The following is a 24,859-nucleotide window of genomic DNA, read 5'->3' as shown; positions in this document are numbered from 1 at the left end:
GGGGCGTGGCCGGAGGGCTTCTCGTGTGAACGCCGTGGGGCTGGTCCGTTTTCCGCACCTGGCTTCACCAGGGGCCGTACGGCTCTCGACCTCCAAGGATGTTGAGGCCGACGGAGCAGCCCCGCTCCCTCGATCTTGAGACCAAGGCGGTGGTGACCACGACGGGCGCCCCCTTCCAGGGACGCGCTCCGCGGTCGCTCGCTCGCTCGCGGAGCGGCTCTTCGGCACGGGATCGATCGGAAGCAGAGGCCCTGCGGCCAGGGCGTCGATCTCCTGCCCCTTTCGGCGCGAAGCGAAGGAGATGCGGTGTCGGTGCTCATCGACAAGGTGGCGTGGGTACGGCTGGAAGGTGGCCGGATCCTCAGCACGCGCTCTCGGGGGAAGGACGCCTACTACCTTCCCGGCGGCAAGCGGGAGACGGGGGAGAGCGACGCGCAGACGTTGTCACGTGAGGTCGAGGAGGAGCTCACCGTGGCGATCCAGCCCGAGACCGTCGCTCACCTGGGCACCTACGAGGCCCAGGCGCACGGCCATCCGGATGGGGTGGTGGTCCGCATGACCTGCTACACCGGCGACTATCGCGGCACGCTCGTCCCGAGCAGCGAGATCGAAGAAGTCGTCTGGCTGTCCTATGCCGACCGTGACAAGGTCTCTCCCGTAGACCAGCTGATCTTCGACGACCTCAAGGCGGCCGGCCGCCTGGTCTGACCGCCGCCCTCCCAGGCCGGGAGTCGAAAGCGCTCTCCTCTGGCAGGCCAGGGAATAGGCGGCCGCCTCCAACCGAGGCGGCAGCCCTCGTCCGAGCCGTGCTCGAAGGTCTTCACAGCGGCTGACCTGCGTACTCGCTGGAAATCTCGCCGGTGTCACCCTGCCCCGGGACGGCCTGGCCCATGAGAGCTCACGGCGATCCCTTCTCCAGACGGCGGGAGAGGCCCTCCGGATGGCACCGGGGGCCTCTCGGGTTTTCGCGTGGCGGGCCGTGGGGTCAGCCGAAGTTGCCGTTCCGGACGCCGGTGACGAAGGCGGTCCACTGGCCGGGGGTGAGGATGAGGGCGGGGCCGCCCGGGTCCTTGCTGTCGCGTACGGCCCGGCGTCCGGCGGAGAGTGCCGCGATCTCGACGCAGTCGCTTCCGTCGCTTCCGGAGAGAGAAGACTTGCGCCAATGAGCCTTGTCGATTTCCTGGGTCAGGTCGTCCATCGCTGCACCGTCTCCTTGATCATGCCGAGTGACTCGTGCCGGGACAGGGCATCCGCCCGGATCAGGTCATGTCTGAATGTTAGACCTGTCACCTCTTCGACACGTTCGCTTACTCGGTCCCCCGTGCTCTGGGAATCGATGTAGGCCACGGGAGGTGCTCCTCTCGGCATGTCGGCGACGACGAAGCCGCCCAGCAGGCCGATCACGCTGTACGCCTTGTAAGGGAGAATCTGAAGAGAGATCCATGGGCCTTCTCCCACTTCAATAAGGCGTTCGAACTGGCCTTTCATCACTTCCGGGTCGGCGATCGGTCGGTGGAGAACGCTCTCGTCAAGGACGATCCAGAGCATCGGGGGCGTGGATCGCCCGAGAATGCCCTGCCGGTCCATGCGGGCCGCGATGTGTTCTTCCACCTTCTCGGCGGAGACGCCGGGCTCGGGACTCAGTATGGCCCGTGCGTAGGCCTCGGTCTGGAGGAGGCCGGGAACTATCAGCGGTCCCCATACACGCAGGGACTCCGCCTCGCGCTCGAACTCCAGCCAGGGCCGGAACCAGCGGGGGAGTTGGGACGCCGTGCGGTTCAGCCGGTCCAGCAGATCCACCAGTGCCGTCCCCAGGCCGAGAACGTCGTCCACCCGGTGGGCCAGCTCCCTGCTGGGCGCCCGGTGGCCGTTCTCCAGCATGCTGAGCTGGCTGACGGAGAGGTGGATCGCCGCACCGAGCTTTCTCTGGGTAAATCCCGACAAAAGTCGGAATTTGCGTAGTTCAATGCCGAATTGAATACGCGTGGACAGGTATGAATCCGGTTCCGGGGGGACGGTCATCCGGAGCTCCTCTCGCCTTTTCGAGGGGTGTTCTCGCCATTGTCCTGGGTGTTTGCGCGGCGGTGCCAGGGGGTTCACATCATTGTGAACACATGGTGGACGCCGATCGGCCGCTCCGCCGCCCCATTGTTTGGGAACGTATGGGGGTCAAGCTGGGGCGGCGACCGCATCCCGGCCAATGACTCAAGCGGCGAAAAGCCAACCGAATTCGGCGAGGAGCGGCAGGCCGATGAATAAGGAGACGTTCAGAGAGACATGTCTTCCCAGCAATCCCGAATCCGTTTCGCGGGCGCGCGGCGAGGTCCGTGAATGGCTCGGGGAGAGTCATCCCGCCTACGAGAACACGCGGCTGGCCGTGTCCGAGCTGGTGACCAACGCCGTCCGGCACGCCTCCCACGGGATCGGTCATCCCGTCGACCCGCTGGTCCTCCGGTTGACGGTGACGGACGGCGGCGCGCTGCGGGTGGAGGTCACCGACAGAGCCTGGGCCACCGGGGAGCCCCGCATCCCGGTGGAGCCGCTGTGCGGTCTCGCCGAAAGCGGCCGGGGGCTGGCGATCGTCAGCCTCATCTCCGACGGGAACTGGGGATACCGCTCGCACGGGCCGGGCCTCGGCCGGACCGTCTGGTGTGAGGTCCCCGCCCGCCCGCCGTCTCCCGAAGACCCTCTCCCGGACACGTCCGACCTCCTCACCCGGCCCGGCTGAACTCCTCGCCCTGGCCAGGACGGCCTTCTCAGCCGGCCGGACCGAGGTGACCGACACGGCCCCGCCTGATGCGGGAGCCGTACAGACCGGCCCCCGGTGGGAAACCACGGCACGTGGTCGTCGCCCCCGCGACCTCCGACACGTACCCGCTCCCACCCCCTGGAGCATTCCGCCGGGGGCCGACCACTCCGAAGGGCAGAGACATTCGGTGAGTCCCCGCACACCGCCCGGTCGATGTGCCGCATCCGCTGTCGTGCGCACGGCTATCGTTCAGGATGTACGACGATACGATCACGGGCGGGAAGGTGAGGACATGTACATCGCGGATCTCAAGGTCTCTGGTGTCCGCGGCTTCTCCGGTTCCCGTAGCGCGGATCTCCGGCTGACCCGTCCAGACGGCAGCCACGCCGGTTGGACGGTCCTGGCGGGTCGGAACGGCTCAGGCAAGACGACTCTGTTGCGCGCGATCGCGCTGGCGATGGCGGGTCCTTCCGCCGCCCGTAGCCTCGTCCCCATCTTCGACGGCTGGATCTCCAACGACTCCCTCGACGCGGTGGCCGAGGTGAAGATCGTGTTTGATGAGCTCCTGGACGGATTCGGCCGTGGCCGCCGCCCCAAGCATCCGTTCTCCGCGCGGTTGACCTGGTCCCGTGCGCTCATCGGGGACTCCGGACGGTACGGCCCGCAGCCGAACATGCAAAGTCATGGCGCAACCGCACAACGTGGGCCGTGGGCGGACAATCCACAGGGCTGGTTCTTCGCCGGATACGGTCCCTTCGGGCGGCTCACGGGCGGCTCAGCCGACACCCGGCAGCTCATGCAGAGCACCGGGCCCGTAGCCCGCCTGGCCAGCCTTTTCCATGAGGACGCCTCCCTGGCCGAGAGCGTCAGTTGGCTGATCGATCTGCACCTGAGGAGCCTGGAAGGACAGCACGGCGCCGCGGACCTGCTGACCTTCGTCACCGAACTGCTCAACGACGGGCTCCTTCCGGATGGATTCCGGATCGAGCGGGTCAACAGTGACGGCCTGTGGGCCAGACGAGACGGCGAGCTCATCTCGCTCCGGGAGATGAGCGACGGTTATCGGACCGTCACCGCGCTCGTCCTCGACTTGGTCCGCCAGATGAATCAGGCGCGTCCCGGTTACATGGAAGGGAACGTCGCCGGTCGACGGGCCGAGATCCCCGGGCTGCCCTCTGGCCCGCCGTCGACATCCGAGTTCAGTTTTCCGGGCGTCGTTCTCATCGATGAGATCGACGTCCATCTCCATGTGAGCTGGCAGAAGAAGATCGGTGAATGGCTCAAGAGCCATTTTCCCGCCACCCAGTTCATCGTGACCTCGCACAGCCCGTACATCTGCCAGAGCGCCGACCCGGGAGGGTTGATCCGGCTTCCCGGCGTTGACGAGGACGTCCCTCCACGGGTCGTCGACGAAGATCTCTACGAGCGCGTGGTCTTCGGTAGCGGTGACGACGCCCTTCTCACCGATCTCTTCGGCATGGACTCCCCATACTCCAGTCAGGCCGAAGACCTGCGGCGGCGGCTCACTGTTCTGGAACGCGCGGTTCTCCGTGGGAAGGCGACTCCTGAGGAAATACAGGAGCACGAGCTTCTGCGAGAGGGACTCACCAGCTCCCTGACTGCTCGGGTGGACGAGGTCGCTGCGAGGATCGCCTAAAACCATGATCCGCATTAACCGTGTGGAACTCCCCTCTGACCTGGCCGACCAACTCCACAGCAGAGCCGGCGGATTGCGCGAGAGTCAGGCCGACTGCCCGGCGGCCCGTGCCGCGTGGAAGTCCGCGGGTGCCGTACGCGTCCGATTGGCCGGACACCTGAATGCCATGGCCACCGGAATCCGTCGTTGCATGTACTGCGGTGACGGTCTCGGCACCGACATCGACCATTTCGAGCCCCTGGCGGAAGCACCGCTGCGTGCCTTCGACTGGCCGAACCACCTGCTGGCCTGCTCCCACTGCAACAGCCATCAGAAACGAGAACTCTTTCCGCGGGACGAGGACGGCAGGCCCATGCTCGTCGATCCGTCGGCGGAAGATCCGTACGGGCATCTCGAACTCGTACTGAGCACGGGGACCTATGAGGCGCTGACCGTCCGAGGAGATGCCACGATCAAGGTCTTCGGCCTGAATCGGAGCGATCTGGAGCGCGGCAGGGCCGCCGCCTTCATCCGGACGGAAGGAGACGTGCCACCAGGAGGTGGGCGCCCGGCCGTTTCCACAGCCTCTCCGCGACGGACCCTTCCGTGCACGGACGCCGTGCCCCGGCCGCGACGGTGGCGGTGAGGCCGATCACAGTGACGGGGCGGTCTGGCGCAGGGTCGTTGCGGCGTCCTGGAGGGCGTCCAGCAGGGGGATGAGCAGCGGGTGCCGTTCGGCGCCCCGCCGTACGGCGGCGAAGACCCGGCGCTCCGGGCCCGCGACCGGGCGGACCACCACACCCGACAGGTCCGTCTCGCGCAGCGCCAGGCGGGGCACCATCGCCACGCCCGCTCCGGCGGCGGCCAGCGCGACCACCGCGCTGAAGTCGTCGGAGGAGTGCGCGAACTCGGGGGTGAACCCGGCGTGCTCGCAGGCCAGCGCGATCACGTCGTGGCAGGGGTTGCCCGGATAGGGGCCGATCCACGTCTCGCCCGCCAGCTCCGCGACCGCCACCCCGCCTTCCGCGAGGGGGTGGTCGCCGGGGAGCACCACGTCGAACGGCTCGGAGTAAAGGGGGATGCGTGACAGGCGCCGGTCGTCCTCGGCGGGGGCGCCGCGATACTCCACGGCCACGGCGACCTCCACCGCGCCGTCCAGGACCATGGTGAGGCTCTGGTCGCCTTCGGCGTCCAGGACCCGCACCTGGATGCCCGGCTCCTTGCCCCGGAGGGCGCCGACCGCCGGGGCCACGACCAGCCCGATCGCGGTGGCGAAGGAGGCCACCCTCACCTCGCCCGCCGTACCCGTCGTGTAGGCGGCGATGTCGGCCTCGGCCCGCTCCAGCTGGGCGAGCATCTCGTTGGCGTGGCCGAGCAGGATGCGGCCGACGGAGGTCAGCCGCACGCCCCGGCCGTCGCGCTCCAGCAGCCGGTGGCCCACCTCGTGCTCCAGGGCGACGAGCTGCTGGGACACCGCGGAGGGGGTCAGGTGGAGTGCGGCGGCGGCGGCGGTGACCGTCCGGTGGTCGGCCACCGCGCGCAGGGTCCTCAACCGCCGCGTCTCTATCACCCGTCCATTCTCGCCGAGGCCGTCTCATGACCGGGACGGGGCCCGGGACCGTACGGCGGGGGCGGGGCCGCCCCCGGCCGGGACACGGGTTGTCTCCGGATGACGGCGAGGTCACCCCCGGCCGCGAGACGGGGTCACTTCCGGACGGCCACCCCGGCTGCGAGGCGGGTCACTTCCGGGCGGCGATGAAGGCCTCCACAGCCCGGTCCACGTCCTCGGTGGAATGGGCGGCCGAGAGCTGGACCCGGATCCGGGCCTTGCCGTGCGGGACCACCGGGTAGGAGAAGCCGATCACGTAGATGCCCTGCTCCAGCAGGCGTTCGGCCATCGCGGCGGCCTCGGCGGCGTCGCCGATCATCACCGGGGCGATGGGGTGGTCGCCGGGCAGGACGTCGAACCCGGCCTCGGTCATCCGGGTGCGGAACCGCTCGGTGTTGGCGCGCAGCCGTTCGCGGGCGTCGCTGTGGCCGCTGATCAGGTCGAGGATGCGCAGGGAGGTGGCGGCGATCATCGGGGCGAGCGAGTTGGAGAACAGGTAGGGGCGGGAGCGCTGGCGGAGCAGGTCGCAGATCTCCCTGCGGGCCGCCACGTAGCCGCCGCTGGCCCCGCCGAGCGCCTTGCCGAGCGTGCCGGTGATGATGTCGACCCGGTCCATCACGCCGTGCAGCTCGGGGGTGCCCCGGCCGTTCGGTCCGACGAAGCCGACCGCGTGCGAGTCGTCCACCATGACCATGGCGTCGTAGCGCTCGGCCAGGTCGCAGATCTCCCCCAGCGGCGCGAGGTAGCCGTCCATGGAGAAGACGCCGTCGGTGACGATCAGCCTGCGCCGCGCGTCGGCCGACTCCTTGAGCCGGGCCTCCAGCTCCGCCATGTCGCGGTTGGCGTAGCGCAGGCGGCGGGCCTTGGACAGCCGGATGCCGTCGATGATGCTGGCGTGGTTGAGCGCGTCGGAGATCACCGCGTCGCGGTCGTCGAGCAGCGTCTCGAACACCCCGCCGTTGGCGTCGAAGCACGAGCTGTACAGGACCGTGTCCTCCTGGCCGAGGAAGTCCGACAGCCGTGCCTCCAGCTCCTTGTGCACCTCCTGGGTGCCGCAGATGAAGCGGACGGACGCCATGCCGAAGCCCCAGCGGTCCAGGGCCTCCTTGGCGGCGGCGATCACCTCGGGATGGTCGGCCAGGCCCAGGTAGTTGTTGGCGCAGAAGTTGAGCACCTCGCCGCCGCCGGCGACGGAGATGCCGGCGTTCTGCGGGGTGGTGATGACCCGCTCGGGCTTGAGCAGCCCGGCGGAGGCGATCTCGTCGAGGGTGGCGCGCATGTCGGCGCGGACGTTGTCGAACATCAGGCGGTCCAATCCATGATGATCTTGCCGGTCTTGCCGCTCGCGGCGGTGTCGAAGGCGGCGTCGAAGTCGCGGTGGGAGAATCGGTCGGTGATGACGGGGGAGAGGTCGAGGCCCTTCTCCAGGAGGACGGACATGGCGTACCACGTCTCGTACATCTCCCTGCCGTAGATGCCCTTCAGGGTGATCATCGAGGTCACGATCGTGGCGAAGTCGACCGCGAACTCCTCGGCGGGCAGTCCGAGCATGGCGATCTTCCCGCCGTGCGTCATGTTGGCGATCATGTCGCGGAGCGCCTGCGGGTGCCCGGACATCTCCAGCCCCACGTCGAAGCCCTCGCGCATGCCCAGCTCGTGCAGGCCGTCCGCGACGGACCTCTCGGCGACGTTCAGGGCCAGGGTGACCCCGAGCTTACGGGCCAGCTCCAGCCGTTCGGGGCTGACGTCGGTGATGACCACGTTGCGGGCGCCCACGTGGGTGGCCACCGCGGCGGCCATCAGCCCGATCGGCCCGGCCCCGCTGATCAGCACGTCCTCGCCGACCATCGGGAAGGCCAGCGCGGTGTGCACGGCGTTGCCGAACGGGTCGAAGATCGCCGCGACGTCGGGGTCGACCGGCACCCGGTGCACCCAGACGTTGGAGGCCGGGAGCGTCACGTACTCGGCGAAGGCGCCGTCCCGGTTCACGCCCAGCCCGATGGTGTTGCGGCACAGATGCCGCCGCCCGGCCATGCAGTTACGGCACTTCCCGCAGACGATGTGCCCCTCGCCGCTGACCAGGTCACCGACCGTGATGTCCTCCACGCCCGGCGCCACCTCGACGACCTCGCCGGAGAACTCGTGCCCGACGACCAACGGCGTCCGTATGGTCTGCCGGGCCCACGCGTCGAAATTCCTGATGTGCAGATCCGTTCCGCAGATCCCGGTCCGCAACACCCTGATCAGCACTTCTCCGGGCCCGATGACCGGTTCCGGCACGTCCGTCAACCACAGGCCCGGTTCGGCCTTCTTCTTGACCAGCGCTTTCATCACAGATCTCCCCCTCAGCTCCGACCTTACGCACTGTGCCCGGTCGGCTCTGAAGGTGTCCATCGCGGTTTTCTTAACCCGCCCCACAGCGCTGCTTCACGCTCTCTCCGGTGAGCGCTCTACCGGGATGTCCCGCCCGGCGCCGCGAAGCCGTACAGGGTCCTGGATCAGGGGGTCGCGCGGTTGCGGTTCTCCTGCAGATCGGCGAGGGGGTCCGCGAGAGGGGCGCCGGAGCCGAGCTGGCGGGGGCCCAGGTCCGCGGCCTCGGCCTCGGCCACCGCCTCGGCGGCGGCCTGCTCCGCCTGGGCCGCCTCCCTGGCCGCGTCCTTGTTGATCGCGGGGGCCTCGCGGGTGGCCGTCGACGGGGGCAGCGCCTCGGTGAAGGCCTTGGAGACACTCTGCAGGGCGGAGGTGATCTCGCTGGGGATCACCCAGAACGTGTTGCCCTGCCCCTTGGCGAGCTCCGGCAGCACCTGGAGATACTGGTAGGCCAGCAGCTTGGGGTCCGGGTCGTTGCGGTGGACCGCCTGGAAGACCTCGTCGATGGCCTGGGACTGGCCCTGGGCCTTGAGGATCGCGGCGCTCCGGTCGCCCTCGGCGCGCAGCACCGCGCTCTGCTTGTCGCCCTCGGCGGTGAGGATCTGCGACTGCCGCTGGCCTTCGGCGTTGAGGATCGCGGCGCGCTTGTCACGCTCGGCGCGCATCTGCTTCTCCATCGCCTCCTTGATGCTCTTCGGCGGGTCGATGGCCTTGATCTCCACCCGGTTGACCCTGATGCCCCACTTGCCGGTCGCCTCGTCCAGCACGCCCCGCAGCTGGCTGTTGATCGTGTCACGCGAGGTGAGCGTCATCTCCAGGTCCAGCGAGCCGACGACGTTACGCAGCGTGGTGACCGTGAGCTGCTCGACGGCCTGGATGTAGTTGGCGATCTCGTAGGCGGCCGCGCGGGGGTCGGTGACCTGGAAGTAGAGGACGGTGTCGATCTCGACCACCAGGTTGTCCTCGGTGATCACCGGCTGCGGGCGGAAGGAGACCACCTGCTCGCGGAGGTCGATCATCGGGTAGACCCGGTCGATGTAGGGGATCACGAAGTTGAGGCCTGGCTTGAGCGTGCTGTGGTAGCGGCCGAGCCGTTCCACGTTGCGGGCCCGGGCCTGAGGGACGATGCGCACCGAGCGGATCACCGTCAGCACGGCGAACAGCACGACGAGCAGGGCGGCGATCAAGAATGCATCCATGTCACTCCCGGGGATATACGAGCGCGGTGGCGCCCTCGATCTCGATGACGTCGACGGTCGCTCCTATGGGGATCACCAGTGTCTCGTCATAGGCCCTGGCCGACCACTCCTCACCGCCGATCTGTACCCGGCCATCCCGGCCGGTCACCTCACGCACGACATAGGCGGGTTTGCCGACGAGCGCCTGGATCCCGAACCGCTTGCCGGAGGGCGCCTGCCTGAGCTGGCGTTTGGCGATGGGCCGGACCACGACGACCCCCGCACCGAGGGAGAGGATGAACACCACGAGCTGAAGGGGGACCGGCAGGCCGAGACCGGCGCCGACGGCGGTGACCAGAGCGGCTCCGCCCAGCAGGCCGAAAGCAGTGGTGAAAGTGAATATCTCCGCAATGCCCAGCGTTACCGCCAGAATCAGCCAGATCACCCAGTCATCCATGCTCTGCCCTCCTACCTCGTTAAACGGAGCAGGCGCCCGGGAGGTTCCTTTCTCCTACCGTATTCCGTTTTTTTAACAAGTGTCAGGGGTATGTCGTCCATTTGCTGATATTTAGAGAACATGCCCAATGGGAAGGGTTTCAGGCTCAGCCGGGGAGGAGCCACTGCCCGTCGACCATGAGCTCGCGGCCCTTGAGCTCGTTTGCTTCGCGCCAGGCCTGGAGCCGTTGCGGGTGGACGCGGAAATAGAGGTAGGGGCTGGTGAGCCGGCGCGGGTCGAAGCTAGGACGGCTCCGGGGCGGCCGGGGCGGGGAGTGGCGTCGGCAGGGGCCGTGTCAGTGTGGCGGCGTGCAGGGCGCTGCCCTTGAGCCACTCCTCCCAGGGGCGCTGCCAGTAACCCCAGCCGTTGTTCCACGCCAGCGCACGGTCGGTGCCGCTGATGACGACGGGATCGCCGCGCAGGGAGGAGTCGAAGAACCAGGCGGCCTGGTCGGGCCGGGCGTTGACGCAGCCGTGGCTGACGTTCTGCCTGCCCTGGGCCCAGACGTTGTTCTTGGCGTGAATGTATTCGCCGCTGTTGGAGATCCGGACCGCATGATCGATCATGACGTCGTAGAAACCGGGGTCCCCCTTCTTCCGGCCGGGTGAGACCATGCGGACCGGGTCGGCCTTGTCCATGGTCAGATGGACGCCGCTCGTCGTGGTGTATTCCTCGGTGGTGGCCATTCCGGCGCTGATCGCCATCCGCTGGACCACCTCGCCGTCCCGCACGACCCGCATCCGGTGGGCTCCGGCGTCGACGTAGCTGACCTGCCCCCGGCCGATGGCGAAGGGCACCGTGTGGTCGGCCGTGCCGTACGTGCCCTTGGACGCGCGGACGCCGGACAGATGCGCGGTGAAGGAGACCTGCTGGTGGGGCGGCCAGTCGCGCCTGGGACGGTAGACCACCTCGGCGTCGCTCACCCAGTGCCAGGCGCCCTCGACCGGCCGCGTGGAGCGCACCTCCAGAGCCTGCTCGACGGCCGCCCTGTCCTCCACCGGGGCGGTGAAGTCGACGATGATCGGCATGCCGACGCCCACGGTCTCGCCCGGGTCGGGTGTGACCGACCGGACCTGGAAGGTGCGGGTGGGGGTGAGCGTGCGGAACCTCCCGGAGGTCGTCACCGTCGTGCCGTCCGCCGCCGACGTGGTGACGTTGACGATGTACTCCCGGTCGGGGGCCAGCGCCCAGTCGGAACGCCAGGTGGTCCGGGTGCCGTCGAGCCGGCCCGGCACCGGGGTGCCGCCCGCGTAGGCGGTCACCCCGGCCAGCCTGCCCGATCCGGTCCGTACGACCAGTCCCTGCCGGGTGCCGGCCTCCGTCGAGTTCAGCGGTGGCGAGATCCTCACGCCGGCCGCTCCCAGCCGGTCGTCGCCGGCCGTGACCGACGAGCAGCCGGTGACCGTGAGGGGGAGGAGAACGATCGGGATGCATCCCGCGGCGCGCCGCATCTGTTCCTGCCTTCGAGTTCGGCGAATGGTCGGGAACCCCACACTAGCGACGAGTCATCAGATGAGCACATTGAGTGACGGGGCGTGCTACCTCGCGGGCAGGACGGTCCCCGTCACCTCACCCAGGGTGATCACGGTCCCGCCGGGGCCGGGAGCCGACGCGGTGATCGTGACGGTGTCACCGTCCTCCAGGAAGGCCCTGGCCGAACCGTCGGGCAGCTTGAGCGGCTCGGCGCCGTTCCAGGTCAGCTCGATCAGCGAGCCCCGCTCGCCCGGCCCCGGGCCGGAGACCGTACCGCTGGCGTAGAGGTCTCCGGTGCGCAGGCTGGCGCCGTTGACGGTCATGTGGGCGAGCATCTGGTCGGGCGTCCAGTACATGTCCCGGTACGGCGGGTGGGAGACGACCTCGCCGTTCAGCGTGACCTCCAGCGTCAGGTCGAGCCCCCACGGCTCCCGGCGGCGCAGGTAGGCCGGCGGCTCGGGTTCCTGCCTCCGGCCCGGGATGCGGGCCTCCGACAGCGCCGCCAGCGGGGTGATCCACAGCGACATCGAGGTGGCGAAGGACTTGCCGAGGAAGGGCCCCAGCGGGACGTACTCCCATGCCTGGATGTCCCGGGCGCTCCAGTCGTTGATCAGCGTCACCCCGAACACGTGGTCGTCGAACCGGCCGGCCCGCTCGCCGAGGACCGTCGGCGTGCCGACCACGAACCCCAGCTCCGCCTCGATGTCCAGCTTCGCCGAGGGGCCGAAGACCCCGGCCCCGCGCTGCCCGGACGGCCGGACGACCGGCGTGCCCGACGCGACGACGGTCCCGGCCCGGCCGTGGTAGCCGACCGGCAGGTGCCGCCAGTTCGGCTTCAGCGGCTCCTCGTCGGGGCGGAACATCCGGCCGAGGTTGGTGGCGTGCTCCAGCGAGCAGTAGAAGTCGACGTAGTCGGCCACCTCGATCGGCAGGTGCAGGGTGACCTGCTCCAGCGGGATCAGGTGCGCCTCGATCGCGGCCCGGTCGGTGCTCAGCTTGTTCTGGATCACCGTCCGGGTGTCCCGCCACGCGGTCGCGCCCCTGGCCATGAAGGCGTTGAGCGACCCGGTGGCGAACACCTCGTCGTGCAGGGCCCCCGCGAGGTCGACCACATGCTCGCCGTACCGCACGCCCACGCGCGGAATCTCCCCCTTCCGCCGTGAGAAGACTCCGTAGGGCAGGTGCTCCAGGCCCCAAGACATCACGCGTTCTCCTCTATGCCGGCGGTCACGCCGGTGATCAGGCCGAGGGCCCGCAGGTCCTCGATCGGGGTGCTCGTGCTGCACGAGCCGTATGACACCAGCAGTCGCCGGGCGCGCCCGGCGGTGTCGTCCGGCACGGCCCGTGCCAGCCGTACCAGCTCGCCCACGTCCGTCGTCTTCAGCACCGGCACCGGGTCCCGGCCCTCCACCGCCGCGCAGACCGCGAGGACCAGGTTGAGGAAGCCGTGCCGGTCGGTGCCCAGCGGCGGGTAGAAGTGACGGACCGCGTTGTGCAGCCCGGCGGTCGCCTTGAACGGGATGTCGCGCTCGGCGCAGTGGGTGATGAAGGAGCCCAGGTCGCCGGCGGACGGGAAGGCCGTCGCGGTCAGTCCGCCGCACCGGATCTTCAGCCCCACCCCGGGCGGCACGTCCACGGGTAGCTGGGCCGCGGTGACCTCGACGAACTGGCGGGCCGGGAGGTCCAGGGCGATCGCCCGGCCGCCCGGCACCTCGACCAGTTCGACGACGAGGCCGTCGAGCGGCGGCGTCTCCGGGGTGTCCAGGATGAGCCCGAGCCGGACGGGGGAGCCCAGGTGGGCGCGGAGTTCCGGCAGGCGGCTGGCCGGGCAGAGGAAGCGGTGGGTGAGCACCGGGCTGCCCTCGGCCAGGTCGGCCCGGTGCCGCCGGAGGGCCTCGGCCATCGGCAGCGCGGTCGGCGGGAACAGCCCCGCGTCGTCGACGAGGCCCCGGAAGAGCGCCTCCGGCGCCGGGCCGTCGTGGGGCGGCGTCATCGGGCCCAGGTCCATGCGTAGGCGGGGTCCTCGACCGACAGGCCGGCGGGTCCCAGGTCGAGCGGGCGGAAGGTGTCGACCATCACGGCCAGTTCGCTCGTCTGGGTGTGGCCCTGCCGTACCGCCTCGATGACGGCCTCGACGGCGCCCGGCTGTGGGCCGTGTGTGAACCCGGCCGGGTGCAGGGAGATCGAGCCGACGTCGATGCCCGAGCCCTTGCGCGCGGTGTAGTCGCCGCCCGCGTAGAACATCAGCTCGTCGGAGTCGACGTTGTGGTGGTTGTAGGGGATGGGGACGGCGTCCGGGTGGAAGTCCAGCGGCCGGGGGCAGAAGGAGCAGATCACGAAGTTCGGGCCCTCGAAGGTCTGGTGCACCGGCGGCGGGGCGTGGGTCCGCTTCACGATGGGCTCGAAGTCGTTGATGTTGAACGCGTAGGGGTACAGGCAGCCGTCCCAGCCGACCACGTCGAACGGGTGGTTGCGGTAGACCAGCCGGGTGAGCCCGCCGCGCGTGCGGACCAGCACCGGCACCTCCTCGCCCTCGACGGTCAGCGGCTCCTGCGGGGTGCGCAGGTCGCGCTCGCAGTAGGGGGCGTGCTCCAGGAACTGGCCGTGCGTGGACAGGTAACGCTTGGGTGGCCGGATGTGCCCCGCGGCCTCGATCGTGAACGCCGTGACGCGGCCCTGCGGCACCCAGCGGTGGATCGTCCCGGTCGGGACGACCACATAGTCGCCCGCACCGGCCTCGATCACTCCGTAGGCCGACTCGAACCTGACCCGGCCGCTCGCGATGTAGACGCACTCGTCGCCCATGGAGTTGCGGTAGAGCTCGCTGGGGGTCTCGCTCGCGGCGTACGACATGCGGACGTCGGCGTTGCCCGCCAGCAGCCCGCGCCCGGAGACCAGGTCGCCGCCCACCGGCAGGTCCTGGGTGCGGAAGTGGCGGGGGGAGAGGGGCAGGTTGGGGGTCAGCGTGGTGCCCGCCGCCGGTTCGACCGCCTCCGCCTTGATGATCGCCGTGGGCAGGTGGCGGTGGTAGAGCAGGGACGAGTCGCTGGAGAAGCCCTCCTCGCCCATCAGCTCCTCGGCGTACAGCCCGCCGTCGGGCCGCCGGAACTGCACATGTCGCTTGCGGGGGATCTCTCCCACGGTGCGGTAGTACGGCATCCGCTTCTCCCAGGATTGTCCGTTTATCGGACGCTAGCGTCCTTTATACGTACAACATTCCGCCTTCGGGCGGGCGCTGTCAAACATCTCCCGGCCGCATGTCTCGCTCCGTCCCGCCGGCGTCACCGGGCCGGCCGTCCGGTGCGGCGATCGGTTCCGGCGCCTGCTCCGGGGGCGAGGCCGTCGAAGACGACGGCGAGTGCCCGGTCCCGTACCTCCCGGTCGAGGGGAGTGTGGGCGACGGCGCGTGAGGATCCGACGAGGAGCACGTAGAGCTCGGGGAGGCCGATGTCGTTCCGGACCGCGCCGGCGTCCTGGGCGCGGCGGAGCAGGACCCCGATGGCCTCGCGCAGTCCGTCCGAGGCCAGGGCCGCCTTGCCGCCGGGATCGCCGCCGGCGTAGGTGAACGCCTCGATGATGGCGAGCTTCTCGGACGCGTTGTCGACGACATGGGCGAAGAAACCGAAGAACGCCGCGCCGGGGTCGGCCGACCCGGAGAGGTCGTCCGCCCGGTCGCGCAGGCGGATGAGGTGCCGGACGAGCACGGCCTCCAGCAGGGCGCCCTTGGTGGGGAAGTGGCGGAAGACCGTGGCTATGCCGACACCCGCGAGACGGGCCACCTCCTCGGTCGACGCCGACCTGCCGCCCTTGCCGAAGACCTCTTCGGCGACCTCCAGGATGCGGAGCCGGTTGCTGCGGGCGTCGGCGCGCAGCGGATGCCCGGCCCCGTCGGTCTCTTCTCGCTTCACTTGTCCGCCCATCTCGCCCGCGCATCGTCGTTGACATTCGGAGTCGACACTCCGGATAATCGGAGTCGTCACTTCGGATGTTATCCCCACGCCTCCGGCCGCGGAGGCTCGCGTTGCCGTATGGAGGCTGTCATGACGCGCCCACTCACTCCCCGCGAGGTCTTCCTGAAGCTCGTCCACGGCGTCTCGGAAGGTCGCTGGGAGGAGCTTTCCGACCTCTACGCCGAACAGACCTGTGTCGAGCACCCGTTCGCGCCGCTGGGAGCCGCCCCCCTGCGCACCCGGGACGAACTGCGCGAGCACTTCTCGGCCGGGGCGCGGATGAAGCCCGTCCGGCAGCGACCGGCCGGCATCGTCGTTCACGAGACCACGGACCCGGAGGTCATCGTCGCCGAGTTCGAGTACCGGGGGACGGCCGACGACGGCGAGCCCTTCACCGTCCCCTGCGTGTTCGTGCTTCGCGTGAGAGACGGGAAGATCGTCGCCTCTCGCGACTACATCGATCACATCGCCTCGGCCAGGCGCCGCGGGCGGCTCGGCGAGCTGGCCGACGCCCTCCGGTCCTCATCTTGAGGAGTGACGATGCTGCACCACGTCCAGCTGGCCTGCCCGCCCGGAAGCGAGGCCGCGCTGCGGGGCTTCTACGGAGGCGTGCTCGGGCTGGCTGAGATTCCCAAACCTCCCGCGCTCGCCGTACGCGGTGGGTGCTGGTTCCGCGGCCACGGCATCGAGCTGCACCTGGGCGTCGAGGCCGACTTCCGCCCGGCCCGCAAAGCCCATCCCGGTCTCCTGGTCGCTGACCTGGACGGATGGGCCCGGCGGCTGACCGAGGCCGGCTACCCGGTCGCCTTCGACGACGACTTCCCCGGCATGCGCCGCTTCTACAGCGAAGACCCCCACGGCAACCGCCTGGAGTTTCTCGAACCGCTGCCCTGAGGGCGGGCGGAGCCTCCGGCGGGAGATCGTCTGCGCTGGCCTCTCCCGGGTGGCGGCCCGGTCGAAGGAACCGTGCCTACGCGGTGAGGCCGTCGAAGGAGACGGGGAGGTGGCGGGGGCCGCGCAGGACCGGGTTCTGCCGGTACGGGGGCGGATCCTCCACGAGCCGGGGATTGACGAGGCGGCGGGCGAGCTCGGTCAGCGCGATCTGCGCCTCCAGCCGGGCGAGGGGCGCGCCGAAGCAGTAGTGGATGCCGCTGCCGAAGCCGAGGTGCTGGTTGTCCCGGCGGCCGGGATCGAACCGGTCGGCGTCGGGGAAGCGCCGGGGGTCGCGGTTGCCGGAGGCCAGCATGAGCCAGATGGGCGAACCCTTCGGGATGAGGGTGCCGGCGACATCGACGTCGGCCAGGGCGGTGCGCTGGGGCAGGAGCTGCACCGGGGGCTCGTAGCGCAGCAGTTCCTCCACGAGCGGGACGGCCAGGTCGGGGTCCTCACGCAGCCGCCCGAGGACCTCCGGGTGACGCAGCAGGGTGAGCGCCCCGTTGGCGATGAGGTTGACGGTGGTCTCGTGGCCGGCGATGAGCAGCAGGACGGCGGTGGTGATCAGTTCGAGCTGCGACATCCGCCCGTCCGGGCCGTGGTCGGTGGCCAGGGCCGACAGCATGTCGTGGCCGGGGGTACGGCGGTGCTCCTCGATGAGCCCGGCCAGGTAGCGGCCCAGCTCGGTCCGGGCCTGCTGGGCGACGCGCTGCCGCTCGGCGGCCCCCTCGGCGGGGCTGGGGTCGAGAGCGGAGACGATCGTGTCGGCCCAGCCGTGGAAGCGGGTCTCGTCCTGATGGGGCACCCCCAGCAGGTTGCAGATCACCATCACCGGAAACGGATAGGCGAAGTCGTCGACGATGTCGGCCTGTTCCCTGCCCTCGAAGCCGTCGATCAGGTCGGACACCATCCGGGCGAGCTCGCCGCGCATGTCGTGGATCCGCCGGGGGCAGTTCGGCGGCCCGAACGGCCGTGTCGCCAGGCGGCGCATCCGGTCGTGCTCGGGCGGGTCGAGCCGTATGAAGCTGGGCGGCAGGGCGGCGTCCTCCTCCGGATCCGGGGACAGGGAACCGTCCGCCAGGGGGACGCGGTTGCGCGCGTCGGAGCTGAGCCGCGGGTCGTGCAGCAGGCTGTTGATCTCCCAGTAGGTGCTGACGGTGTAGACGCCGTCGTCCTGCCGTGCCACCGGCGTCCTGCGGAGCTCGGCGTACAGGGGGTACGGATCGGCGCGGTTGGCGTAGTCGGTGATCTGGTGGAGCAGGGTTCCCGATGTCATCGGTTGCCTCCGGCGTGGAGACCCCTGCCGTCAGGCACGGGCCGGGGTGAAGGTGACCCGTCGGTCGCTGGGCGAGTACCCGCTCAGGGTGACGGTGGGCCCGTGGGTGGGCAGGGCGGGGTCCGGGAAGTCGGCGGGGACGGGCCGTACCCCTCCGGGGGGCCGGTCGACGCCGGTGAAGTCCGGCGGGAACGGCGCGGCCGATTCGATCCGCTCGCGGTAGAAGTCGATCCATCGGGCGTGGTCGAAGCTGACTGCGGCGATGACACGCCCCTGGAAGCCGTAGGCCGCAGCGAAGCGGTGCTCGGCGAGGGATCCCTGGGTGACCGCGATCTCCTCGCCCATGGGCGGGACGCCGACGGACTTGATGTTCACGCCGAACTGGGCGGACCAGAAGGCCGGCACCCACAGGTGCGGGCGGCGGTCGGGTCCGGCACTGATCATGTTGTGGGCCGCGGTCTCGGCCTGCGCGACCGCGTTGCCCCAGTGCTCCAGGGAGAGGAACTGGTAGCCGAAGAGCGGGTGCGGGGAGCGGGCGACGTCGCCCGCCACGAAGATGTCGTCGGTGACGATGCCGTGGACGTCGAAGGCCCGGCACCCGGCGTCGCAGGCGACTCCCCGGGGACCGGCGCCGAGCCCCGAACCCGCCAGCCACTCGGTGTTGCGCATCGCGCCGAGCGCGATCACCGCCACGTCGACGTCCAGCGCGGTGCCGTCGGACAGGTGGGCGCGTCTGAGCCGCCCGGCCGGGTCGCCTTCGAGCGCGGTCACCGTGATGCAGCAGCGCAGGTCGACACCGTGCTCGCGCTGCAGCTCCGCCGCGATCGCGCCGATGACTCCCCCGAGCGCTCCCACGAGCGGGGCCGGGCCACGTTCGGCGACCGTGACCTCCAGTCCCCGCTCGCGGCAGGCGGAAGCGACTTCGGAGCCGGTGAACCCGGCGCCGATGACGAGCACCCGGCGGGGCCTGGCGGCCAGCCGCTGGTCCAGCCGGGCAGCGTCGTCACTGGTACGCAGGACGAAGACGCCGTCAAGGTCGGCCTCCGCGTCCCTGGGCCACGGCCGGGCCCGGGTGCCCGTCGCTATCAGCAGGCGGTCGAACCCGACCTCCTGCCCGTCGGCCAGGCGTACCCGCTTCTCGGTCAGGTCCAGCCCGGTGGCGGCGACCCCGAGCCGCCACTCCGCGTCGATCGCGCGGCGCCGGGGAAGGGCGGTGCCATCCGCCGGCGTCTTGCCGAGCAGGACCTGCTTGGACAGCGGCGGCCGGTCGTAGGGTCCGTGCGGCTCGTCGCCGATCATGGTCAGCGCTCCGGTGAACCCCTCCTCGCGGAGGGTCTCCGCGGCCCGCAGACCCGCCAGTGAGGCGCCGACGACGACCACGCGGCCCTGGCGCCTGAACGTCCTCGTCGGCCCGTCAACCGACATGGGCGAGCGCCCCCTCCGCCAGGTCGACCTGGTCGACGAGGATGGCCTGGACCGGGCACGCCGCCGAGGCCCTCATGATCTGCTCACGCTGCGTCTCGTCGGCACCGGGGTCGTACATCAGGGCTTCCTCGCCGTGCATGACGAAGACATCCGGTGCCAGAAAGGCGCACTGCGCGTATCCCTGGCACCGGTTGAGATCGACGACAAGCCTCATGAGGACCCTGTCCCTTCGATGGGTGGCCATCAGGTGCTGCTCAGCGTAAGTTGCGGAACAGGACAGATGTCATCCGGAATCGCCGTGTTGCGCCATTTGACGGGATCTTTGCCGGACTTCTCCAAAACAGTGGTCGATAAGCCGTTGTCGCGGCGGAAATACGAGGAACGCCCGCCGTGCGGGGCACGCCCGCCGTGCGGGGCACGCCCGCCGTGCGGGGAACGCCCGCCGTGCGGGGACCGTCGCCCGGTCCGGGGTCAGGCCGGGAAATCCTTCGGGTTGACGCCGCTCGTGCGGGCGTTGCCGCCCCTGACGACGTTGAGGGTCAGCGTCCAGATGGTCGCGCTGATCGAGGTCGTGGTGAACTTCAGCTTCCGGTCGAAGCGCTGGTAGACGGCGCTCTTGGCGAACCTGCGCTTCGAGGTGCTGAACCGGTGGCCGCTGGTGAAGTAGACGCTGTAGGTGCCGTCCTCGACCACCTTGACGCTGGCGGTCGACCTGGCGCGGACATAGAGGCTGAGCGCCTTGGACGTGCCTCGGACGAGGGTGACGACGGCGTCCTTGGCGGTGCCGTTCTTGATTTTCACAGTGCCCCGTCCGTCACTGAGACGGTCGTAGAGGAGCGTGCCGTTGCCCGGCCGGGACGCCGCCTGGACCGAGGAGAGCGCGGCGGGCGCCTGGGCGGAGGCGGCCGCCGGAGTGGCGGCGTAACCGGTCAGGAGAACAGATGTGAGGATCACTCCCGCAAGGGGGCGTAAGGGGATCATTGCGCCAATATGGCGAACTCCCGTTCACCGGTCAACGCAATTCGGCGTCCACGAAAGCGCCGGAAAAGCCATCCATCTCCCGGCCTGTGGAAAGGCGGGAGACGGTAACCGGGTTGAGGTGCTTCTGCCGCGGTACGGCACGTATATCTCGACCGCCGCCGACAGTGTTTTAATCATAAATATGCCTTTATATGGGCCTGACCGATATTCCGGGTAACATGGTCGCCCTGCGCAACTCGCCATTGGCGCTCTCCGTCTGACCGGCACAGGCAACATCGCCCAAGCCATCCGTCACCTCTCCCGCGACGCCACCCGCACCCTGACCGTCCTCGGACTCACCTGATCGGCTACCGCTCAACGGACTTTGCCGAAGCCCTGACCCGGGTGCGGGGTCGTTCCTCCTCCCCGTGTCGCCGGGCGATACGGGCCCGGATCCCGCGGTGGCCGGGTCAGGCCAGGGCGGCGGCCAGCTCCGCGGCGGCGGCCGCCACCCGGGGGCCGATGGACTCGGGGGCGAGGGGAGTGAAGGAGACCACTCCCACGGAGGCCTCCAGCCAGGGGACTCCGGGGACGGGGGCGGCTATGCCCCGCGCGCCTTCCTGGAGCTGGCCCTCGCTGATCGCATACGCGGTGCGGCCCTGGCGCAGGGCGAGGATCGCCAGACCGGCCGCGCCCCGGGTGAGCGGGTGGCGGGAACCCTCCCGGTAGGCGACGTGCATGTCCGTCCAGGAGGGCTCGACCACCGCCACGGCCAGGCCGTCGTCCCCCTCGGCCACGGTGAGGTGCGCGGTCGCGCCGACCTCTTCGGCGAGCCTGCGCAGGGTGGGCAGCGCACCCTCGCGGAGCAGCGGCTGGACGGCACGTGCCAGGACGAGGACGCCGAAACCGAGATGGACGCGGCCGTCGCCGTCCCGGCGGACGAAGCCCTCGCTCTGGAGGGTGGTGAGCAGTCGGTAGACCGCCGGGCGGCTCAGCCCGAGCTCGGCCGCGAGTTCGGTGGGCGTGCGGCCGGGGCGGCCGTCGGCGAGCAGGCGGAGCAGGCGGAGACCGCGTTCCAGGGTCTGCGACGATTCGGCCGGCATCAGGGCACCTGCTGTGCTGGGAGCATGCTTCCGATTATCGGTGGTGCGCTCGGGCCGGCTCCGCCGTGCCATCTGTAGGGACTCGAATGCGCGGGTTCGGTACGTGATGGCTGGAGGACAGAGATGCGCAGAACGTTGGTTGTCGCGGCAGTCGGGGCGTTGACGATGCTCGGCGGCACGGTGGCGGCCTATGCCGGCGGGGATTCGCAGCCGCGGCCAAGGCGGCCCGCTCGAAGGCGATCGTGATCACTCTCCAGTCCGACATGTGGACCGAGCCCACCACGCACTTCACCGACACGAAGCAGAAACTGGCCCAGCTGTCCATCGGCTTCCCCGGACAGGTCCTGCCGGTCAACGGCGACAGCCACTTCCTGAAGATCGACAAGCCGCTCACCGACGCGAACAAGCAGGTGATCCAGAACGTCACGCGGGTGCAGACCTTCGGCAGCGACCAGAACCACTGGGTGAGTGTCGACATCGACCCGGAAGACCCGCAGGTTTTCACCTTCCACCAGTGCCTGGTGGCGGCGAACCTGCCGACCTATGTCAGCCCCTGACCCGCCCCGCCGGAACTGAATGGGAAATGTCCGGAGCCTGACGATTTCCTGTCAGCCTCTGTCGGGGCGGTGGTGATCTCGATACAGTGCGGGGGATCGTTTTGGCTGGCTTTACCCGGGAGTTTCAGAACATGCGATTCACTCTGCGGCGGGCACTCGCCGTCGGCGCCATGCTCACGGTCGTCGGTGTCGTGACACCAGCGGTCGCCGCCTACTCGCAGGATGACCCTCGTAGCTGCAACGATCTGCTGAGCGCCGACGCTCCCTCCTACGTCATGTGCCAGTGGCTGGCCAAGCCGGAGGAGGCCCTCGACGTCGCGAAGTTCTGGGCGGCCAACGACAACGCCAACCTCAAGGAGGCCGTCCCGTCGGAGGGGCACTTCCTCGACTGCTCCGCCGCCGGGGCCGACTGCCCCTACCTGGAGGGCGACGGCACCGTCGGCGACGAGAACTCTCCGGCGCCCGAGGGCGCCGAGGACGGCGGGACGCCCGAGTGCGAGCCCGGCCAGCAGTGCGCGGTCGACGGGAACGGAGAGGGCGGCGACGGTACGGTGAGCCGCCCCGAGACCGGCACCTCCGCCTCATCCGGTCAGAGGGCGGCCACGCAGGCCTTCACCACGGCCACCCAGGACGTCACCGCGGCGGCACAGACCCCCGCGGGGCAGGCGATCACCACCGCCAAGGCGACCGGGGTCCGGGTCTGGATCGACACCGAGCTGGCCGACGACTGGAAGGCGGGCGCCGCGACCTTCGCCGCGGCCGTCAAGCGGATCGGCGCGCTGGCCGCGCGGCCGGAGGTGGCCGGGATCCGCTTCACCTCGCAGCTCGGCTACAACGCGACGTTCACCACGGACGCCGAGGTCGCCGCCTTCGTCACCGCCGCGTCGGACGCGCTGCGCCAGGCGGCTCCCGGCAAGCGGCTGGGTGTGCACACGGTCGTGCCCGAGCTCGCCTGCGGTGCTGAGGAGGCCTGCAAGACCGAGATGCGCAAGCGTTACCCGCTGGTCGTCCCGGAGAAGGTGGAATCCCTGCTGAGCGCCGACCGCATCGACCAGATCTCCCTGGACACCGGCCTGCTGTACGGCGGTTACACGACCTGGAAGATCGACGCTGCGAAGGCCCAGCGCAACCAGTGGATCCAGGTCCGCGCCCGCTCGTGGGACGTCCTGGCCCAGATCGCCGCGGAGGAGACCGGCCTGGTGGGTCAGGTCACGCCCGAGCAGGTCGCCTCCCGGGCGTCGACACCGGTCATGGACGGTGCCGCCCAGCAGGTGAACCTCTGGACCCGCGTCCAGAACGCCCAGGGCGCCGTGAACCGGCTGACCGCCTGGGAGGAGCTGAAGAAGCTCACCCCGATCAAGCGCCGTCTGGCCGCCGTCTACAACCCGACCGCCCCCGAGGTGGACGTGGCCACCGACCTTAAGAAGATCGCCGAGGCCGTCAGCCAGGTCTACCTCACCACCGCCTGATCCCGGCGTCCTGACGGAAGGCCCGCGCCCGTTCACCGGATGCGGGCCTTTCCGTTTCATCCGGGCATTCTCCGGTGAGCAAGACGCGGCCGCCTTTCTGCGGCCAACGATCTCACTTGGGGCCATATAGGCGAGCCTGAAGCGCAACATAGGCAATCCGGCCCTCGGTGGCCCAGGTCGGCCCGCGGTAACCGCCGGTGCTCGACTAAAAGTGTGTCAATGCAGGCCAGGGCCGGTCGATGGATTGACTGCGGAAATCCAGCGCACCGCCAAAGACTCGCCACCCGGGTATCGGGATCCGGTACGGCTGTGCCTGCTTTTCATCCGGTTCTTCTCCGCGATCGGCAATTCTCTTTCACCGATCCGGGGCTGCACATCTTCCGCGCCGGGCGCATTGCCACTCCGGAGTTCGCCGGTATCTCGATTTACCCTGGGAGAGTTTCAGCGTCCGTCGCGACGACCTCCCGCGATCGGCCATGCCGAAAAAGTGATCGAGCCGGATGAACTCAGAAAGAAGGCGTTCCCAGGTGCGCGCGAATTCGGAGAAAATACTGGTCGTCGGGGCCGGTGTGAGCGGACTGACGACTGCGCTGTGTCTGGCCAGGGAAGGATTCCGCGTCACCGTGGTCGCGGAGAAGTTCGCGCCCGACATCGTCTCCGTCGTGGCGGGGGCGCTCTGGGAGTGGCCGCCCGCGGTATGCGGTTACCACCACGACCAGGTCTCACTTGCCCGCTCCAAGGACTGGTGCGTCACCTCGTACCGGGTTTTCGAGGAACTCGCCCGTGCCAAGGTTCCCGGAGTGGCCATGCGGAGATCCAACTTCTACTTCAGGCGCCCGGTCGGAGAGAATCCGCTTGATCTGCACAAGATGCAGGAGCTCGCGGGCAAGGTACGCGGCTTCGTCCATGACCGGTCGCTCGCCGAACGCAACGGCGTCAGTCCCGACTACGGCGTGGTCGACGCTTACTCCCACATGGCACCCATGATCGACACGGATCAGTACATGATGTGGCTGATACGGCAGGTCAAGAGCCACGGGGTGCAGGTCAGGCGGGAGCGGATCGAGGGGTTGCTCGCCGAGCAGAGAGCCGAGCTCCTTGACAGGTTCGGCGCCGAGGCCATCGTCTGCTGCGCGGGGCTCGGCACCGCCCGGCTGCGCGGCGTCAGCATGTATCCGCTGCGCGGCGCGCTTGTCCGCGTCCGCAACGGCGGGATCCGCGGGCCCCGGATCGGCGAGGCCCACTGCGTCTCCCACCAGGAGGGCCAGGACGAGCAGGACATCGTCTTCATCGTGCCGCGCAGCCAGAGAATCCTCGTTCTCGGCGGGCTGGCGGAAAAGGACGAGTGGGACACGGGCATCACCATGGAAAACCACGGGCCGGTCCGGGACATGTATGAGCGCTGCCTGGCGTTCATGCCCGCGCTGCGGCAGGCCCGGGTCGACCCCGATGAGCCGGTACGGGTCGGGTTGCGGCCTTTCCGAAAGGAGAACGTCTGCCTGGAATGGGATGAGGCGAGCCGGATCATCTACAATTTCGCGCACGGTGGGGCGGGATTCAGTTTCTCCTGGGGATGCGCACAGGAAGCCGTCGGGCTTGTGCGTGCAGCCGTAGAGGACCGTAAGTACTCACATTCCTTTTGACTGGTTTCGCCTGAGAGTGGATAGGCGTCAAA

Annotated in this window: 26 protein-coding genes; 9 read left to right on the top strand and 17 right to left on the bottom strand. The window is 69.5% G+C overall.

Annotated elements, in window-relative coordinates; translation table 11 throughout:
* The first annotated feature begins 306 nt into the window (after positions 1-306).
* Positions 307-708: an NUDIX hydrolase gene (locus FHR32_RS11110; protein WP_184754238.1), complete on the top strand. Its 402-nt coding sequence runs from the start codon at positions 307-309 to the stop codon at positions 706-708.
* Between the two features lie 277 nt (positions 709-985).
* Here the strand turns inward: FHR32_RS11110 and FHR32_RS11105 are convergent, their stop codons facing one another.
* Together FHR32_RS11105 and FHR32_RS11100 are read right to left on the bottom strand one after the other, a co-directional pair.
* Entirely contained in the window at positions 986-1,198 is a 213-nt protein-coding gene (locus tag FHR32_RS11105; RefSeq protein ID WP_184754237.1) for a DUF397 domain-containing protein, read from the bottom strand.
* On the bottom strand, positions 1,186-2,022 hold the full coding sequence (locus FHR32_RS11100) for a helix-turn-helix domain-containing protein (RefSeq protein ID WP_281390866.1): 837 nt from the start codon (positions 2,020-2,022) through the stop codon (positions 1,186-1,188). The genes FHR32_RS11105 and FHR32_RS11100 overlap by 13 nt, the downstream gene beginning before the upstream one ends.
* A gap of 229 nt (positions 2,023-2,251) precedes the next feature.
* Here FHR32_RS11100 and FHR32_RS11095 point away from each other — a divergent pair, with 229 nt between their 5' ends.
* From FHR32_RS11095 to FHR32_RS11085, 3 genes are all read left to right on the top strand, one after another.
* Complete coding sequence (locus tag FHR32_RS11095; protein ID WP_184754235.1) at positions 2,252-2,728, top strand: ATP-binding protein; 477 nt, start codon at positions 2,252-2,254, stop codon at positions 2,726-2,728.
* Positions 2,729-3,041: 313 nt separating this feature from the next.
* Positions 3,042-4,406 (top strand): AAA family ATPase, encoded by a 1,365-nt coding sequence (locus FHR32_RS11090; protein WP_184754234.1) that lies wholly within the window; start codon positions 3,042-3,044, stop codon positions 4,404-4,406.
* A gap of 22 nt (positions 4,407-4,428) precedes the next feature.
* The gene (locus FHR32_RS11085) at positions 4,429-5,031 is read left to right on the top strand and encodes an HNH endonuclease (protein ID WP_184754233.1); all 603 of its coding nucleotides are present in this window, start codon (positions 4,429-4,431) and stop codon (positions 5,029-5,031) included.
* 6 nt (positions 5,032-5,037) lie between these two features.
* On the opposite strand, the gene FHR32_RS11080 is transcribed toward FHR32_RS11085, so the two are convergent.
* The 10 genes from FHR32_RS11080 to FHR32_RS11035 form a co-directional block, all read right to left on the bottom strand.
* Positions 5,038-5,955, bottom strand: coding sequence for a LysR family transcriptional regulator (locus FHR32_RS11080; protein ID WP_184754232.1), 918 nt, complete (start codon positions 5,953-5,955; stop codon positions 5,038-5,040).
* Between the two features lie 169 nt (positions 5,956-6,124).
* Positions 6,125-7,297, bottom strand: a complete 1,173-nt coding sequence (locus tag FHR32_RS11075; protein WP_184756474.1) for a glycine C-acetyltransferase — start codon at positions 7,295-7,297, stop codon at positions 6,125-6,127.
* The gene (tdh, locus tag FHR32_RS11070; RefSeq protein ID WP_184754231.1) at positions 7,297-8,325 is read right to left on the bottom strand and encodes an L-threonine 3-dehydrogenase; all 1,029 of its coding nucleotides are present in this window, start codon (positions 8,323-8,325) and stop codon (positions 7,297-7,299) included. The genes FHR32_RS11075 and tdh overlap by 1 nt, the downstream gene beginning before the upstream one ends.
* A 167-nt stretch (positions 8,326-8,492) precedes the next feature.
* The gene (locus tag FHR32_RS11065; RefSeq protein WP_184754230.1) at positions 8,493-9,563 is read right to left on the bottom strand and encodes an SPFH domain-containing protein; all 1,071 of its coding nucleotides are present in this window, start codon (positions 9,561-9,563) and stop codon (positions 8,493-8,495) included.
* Between the two features lies 1 nt (position 9,564).
* Complete coding sequence (locus tag FHR32_RS11060; protein WP_184754229.1) at positions 9,565-9,999, bottom strand: NfeD family protein; 435 nt, start codon at positions 9,997-9,999, stop codon at positions 9,565-9,567.
* Between the two features lie 281 nt (positions 10,000-10,280).
* Positions 10,281-11,489, bottom strand: coding sequence for a L,D-transpeptidase (locus FHR32_RS11055; protein WP_184754228.1), 1,209 nt, complete (start codon positions 11,487-11,489; stop codon positions 10,281-10,283).
* Between the two features lie 87 nt (positions 11,490-11,576).
* Complete coding sequence (fahA, locus tag FHR32_RS11050) at positions 11,577-12,713, bottom strand: fumarylacetoacetase (protein ID WP_184754227.1); 1,137 nt, start codon at positions 12,711-12,713, stop codon at positions 11,577-11,579.
* Positions 12,713-13,519 carry a hypothetical protein gene (locus FHR32_RS11045; RefSeq protein ID WP_246466096.1) on the bottom strand — a complete coding sequence of 269 codons (807 nt, stop codon included), beginning with the start codon at positions 13,517-13,519 and terminating at the stop codon, positions 12,713-12,715. Before FHR32_RS11045 ends, fahA begins: the two co-directional genes overlap by 1 nt.
* A complete protein-coding gene (locus FHR32_RS11040) occupies positions 13,501-14,670 on the bottom strand; it encodes a homogentisate 1,2-dioxygenase (protein WP_184754226.1) in 1,170 nt (389 codons plus the stop codon). The genes FHR32_RS11045 and FHR32_RS11040 overlap by 19 nt, the downstream gene beginning before the upstream one ends.
* A 122-nt stretch (positions 14,671-14,792) precedes the next feature.
* On the bottom strand, positions 14,793-15,419 hold the full coding sequence (locus tag FHR32_RS11035; protein ID WP_221465358.1) for a TetR/AcrR family transcriptional regulator: 627 nt from the start codon (positions 15,417-15,419) through the stop codon (positions 14,793-14,795).
* Positions 15,420-15,551: 132 nt separating this feature from the next.
* On the opposite strand from FHR32_RS11035, the gene FHR32_RS11030 reads away from it, so the two are divergent.
* Complete coding sequence (locus FHR32_RS11030) at positions 15,552-15,992, top strand: nuclear transport factor 2 family protein (RefSeq protein WP_184754224.1); 441 nt, start codon at positions 15,552-15,554, stop codon at positions 15,990-15,992.
* Positions 15,993-16,001: 9 nt separating this feature from the next.
* The gene (locus FHR32_RS11025; RefSeq protein ID WP_184754223.1) at positions 16,002-16,355 is read left to right on the top strand and encodes a VOC family protein; all 354 of its coding nucleotides are present in this window, start codon (positions 16,002-16,004) and stop codon (positions 16,353-16,355) included.
* Between the two features lie 76 nt (positions 16,356-16,431).
* On the opposite strand, the gene FHR32_RS11020 is transcribed toward FHR32_RS11025, so the two are convergent.
* The 5 genes from FHR32_RS11020 to FHR32_RS11000 all read right to left on the bottom strand — a co-directional run bounded on the left by FHR32_RS11020 (position 16,432) and on the right by FHR32_RS11000 (position 21,158).
* Entirely contained in the window at positions 16,432-17,670 is a 1,239-nt protein-coding gene (locus FHR32_RS11020; RefSeq protein WP_184754222.1) for a cytochrome P450, read from the bottom strand.
* 30 nt (positions 17,671-17,700) lie between these two features.
* Positions 17,701-19,095 carry an NAD(P)/FAD-dependent oxidoreductase gene (locus FHR32_RS11015; RefSeq protein ID WP_184754221.1) on the bottom strand — a complete coding sequence of 465 codons (1,395 nt, stop codon included), beginning with the start codon at positions 19,093-19,095 and terminating at the stop codon, positions 17,701-17,703.
* Complete coding sequence (locus tag FHR32_RS11010) at positions 19,085-19,309, bottom strand: ferredoxin (RefSeq protein WP_184754220.1); 225 nt, start codon at positions 19,307-19,309, stop codon at positions 19,085-19,087. Before FHR32_RS11010 ends, FHR32_RS11015 begins: the two co-directional genes overlap by 11 nt.
* Before the next feature lie 257 nt (positions 19,310-19,566).
* On the bottom strand, positions 19,567-20,049 hold the full coding sequence (locus FHR32_RS11005) for a hypothetical protein (protein ID WP_184754219.1): 483 nt from the start codon (positions 20,047-20,049) through the stop codon (positions 19,567-19,569).
* A gap of 476 nt (positions 20,050-20,525) precedes the next feature.
* Positions 20,526-21,158: an IclR family transcriptional regulator gene (locus tag FHR32_RS11000; RefSeq protein WP_184754218.1), complete on the bottom strand. Its 633-nt coding sequence runs from the start codon at positions 21,156-21,158 to the stop codon at positions 20,526-20,528.
* A 242-nt stretch (positions 21,159-21,400) separates the two neighbouring features.
* Here FHR32_RS11000 and FHR32_RS10995 point away from each other — a divergent pair, with 242 nt between their 5' ends.
* The 3 genes from FHR32_RS10995 to FHR32_RS10985 all read left to right on the top strand — a co-directional run bounded on the left by FHR32_RS10995 (position 21,401) and on the right by FHR32_RS10985 (position 24,827).
* On the top strand, positions 21,401-21,715 hold the full coding sequence (locus tag FHR32_RS10995) for a hypothetical protein (protein WP_184754217.1): 315 nt from the start codon (positions 21,401-21,403) through the stop codon (positions 21,713-21,715).
* Between the two features lie 131 nt (positions 21,716-21,846).
* Entirely contained in the window at positions 21,847-23,184 is a 1,338-nt protein-coding gene (locus FHR32_RS10990; protein WP_184754216.1) for a hypothetical protein, read from the top strand.
* Positions 23,185-23,711: 527 nt separating this feature from the next.
* Positions 23,712-24,827 carry an FAD-dependent oxidoreductase gene (locus FHR32_RS10985; RefSeq protein ID WP_184754215.1) on the top strand — a complete coding sequence of 372 codons (1,116 nt, stop codon included), beginning with the start codon at positions 23,712-23,714 and terminating at the stop codon, positions 24,825-24,827.
* The last annotated feature ends 32 nt before the right edge of the window (positions 24,828-24,859 follow it).

This window comes from Streptosporangium album (genome assembly GCF_014203795.1).
Lineage (GTDB): Bacteria > Actinomycetota > Actinomycetes > Streptosporangiales > Streptosporangiaceae > Streptosporangium > Streptosporangium album.
Note: the sequence above shows the minus strand (reverse complement) of the source record. Positions and strands in the feature narration are given on the sequence as shown.

Excerpts from the sequence above, each read along its gene's own strand:
- FHR32_RS11105 (WP_184754237.1), bottom strand. The coding sequence starts at position 1,198 with ATGGACGACCTGACCCAGGAAATCGACAAGGCTCATTGGCGCAAGTCT.
- FHR32_RS11100 (WP_281390866.1), bottom strand. The coding sequence starts at position 2,022 with ATGACCGTCCCCCCGGAACCGGATTCATACCTGTCCACGCGTATTCAA.
- FHR32_RS11095 (WP_184754235.1), top strand. The coding sequence starts at position 2,252 with ATGAATAAGGAGACGTTCAGAGAGACATGTCTTCCCAGCAATCCCGAA.
- FHR32_RS11090 (WP_184754234.1), top strand. The coding sequence starts at position 3,042 with ATGTACATCGCGGATCTCAAGGTCTCTGGTGTCCGCGGCTTCTCCGGT.
- FHR32_RS11075 (WP_184756474.1), bottom strand. The coding sequence starts at position 7,297 with ATGTTCGACAACGTCCGCGCCGACATGCGCGCCACCCTCGACGAGATC.
- tdh (WP_184754231.1), bottom strand. The coding sequence starts at position 8,325 with ATGAAAGCGCTGGTCAAGAAGAAGGCCGAACCGGGCCTGTGGTTGACG.
- FHR32_RS11065 (WP_184754230.1), bottom strand. The coding sequence starts at position 9,563 with ATGGATGCATTCTTGATCGCCGCCCTGCTCGTCGTGCTGTTCGCCGTG.
- FHR32_RS11060 (WP_184754229.1), bottom strand. The coding sequence starts at position 9,999 with ATGGATGACTGGGTGATCTGGCTGATTCTGGCGGTAACGCTGGGCATT.
- FHR32_RS11055 (WP_184754228.1), bottom strand. The coding sequence starts at position 11,489 with ATGCGGCGCGCCGCGGGATGCATCCCGATCGTTCTCCTCCCCCTCACG.
- fahA (WP_184754227.1), bottom strand. The coding sequence starts at position 12,713 with ATGTCTTGGGGCCTGGAGCACCTGCCCTACGGAGTCTTCTCACGGCGG.
- FHR32_RS11045 (WP_246466096.1), bottom strand. The coding sequence starts at position 13,519 with ATGGACCTGGGCCCGATGACGCCGCCCCACGACGGCCCGGCGCCGGAG.
- FHR32_RS11040 (WP_184754226.1), bottom strand. The coding sequence starts at position 14,670 with ATGCCGTACTACCGCACCGTGGGAGAGATCCCCCGCAAGCGACATGTG.
- FHR32_RS11030 (WP_184754224.1), top strand. The coding sequence starts at position 15,552 with ATGACGCGCCCACTCACTCCCCGCGAGGTCTTCCTGAAGCTCGTCCAC.
- FHR32_RS11025 (WP_184754223.1), top strand. The coding sequence starts at position 16,002 with ATGCTGCACCACGTCCAGCTGGCCTGCCCGCCCGGAAGCGAGGCCGCG.
- FHR32_RS11020 (WP_184754222.1), bottom strand. The coding sequence starts at position 17,670 with ATGACATCGGGAACCCTGCTCCACCAGATCACCGACTACGCCAACCGC.
- FHR32_RS11015 (WP_184754221.1), bottom strand. The coding sequence starts at position 19,095 with ATGTCGGTTGACGGGCCGACGAGGACGTTCAGGCGCCAGGGCCGCGTG.
- FHR32_RS11010 (WP_184754220.1), bottom strand. The coding sequence starts at position 19,309 with ATGAGGCTTGTCGTCGATCTCAACCGGTGCCAGGGATACGCGCAGTGC.
- FHR32_RS11000 (WP_184754218.1), bottom strand. The coding sequence starts at position 21,158 with ATGCCGGCCGAATCGTCGCAGACCCTGGAACGCGGTCTCCGCCTGCTC.
- FHR32_RS10990 (WP_184754216.1), top strand. The coding sequence starts at position 21,847 with ATGCGATTCACTCTGCGGCGGGCACTCGCCGTCGGCGCCATGCTCACG.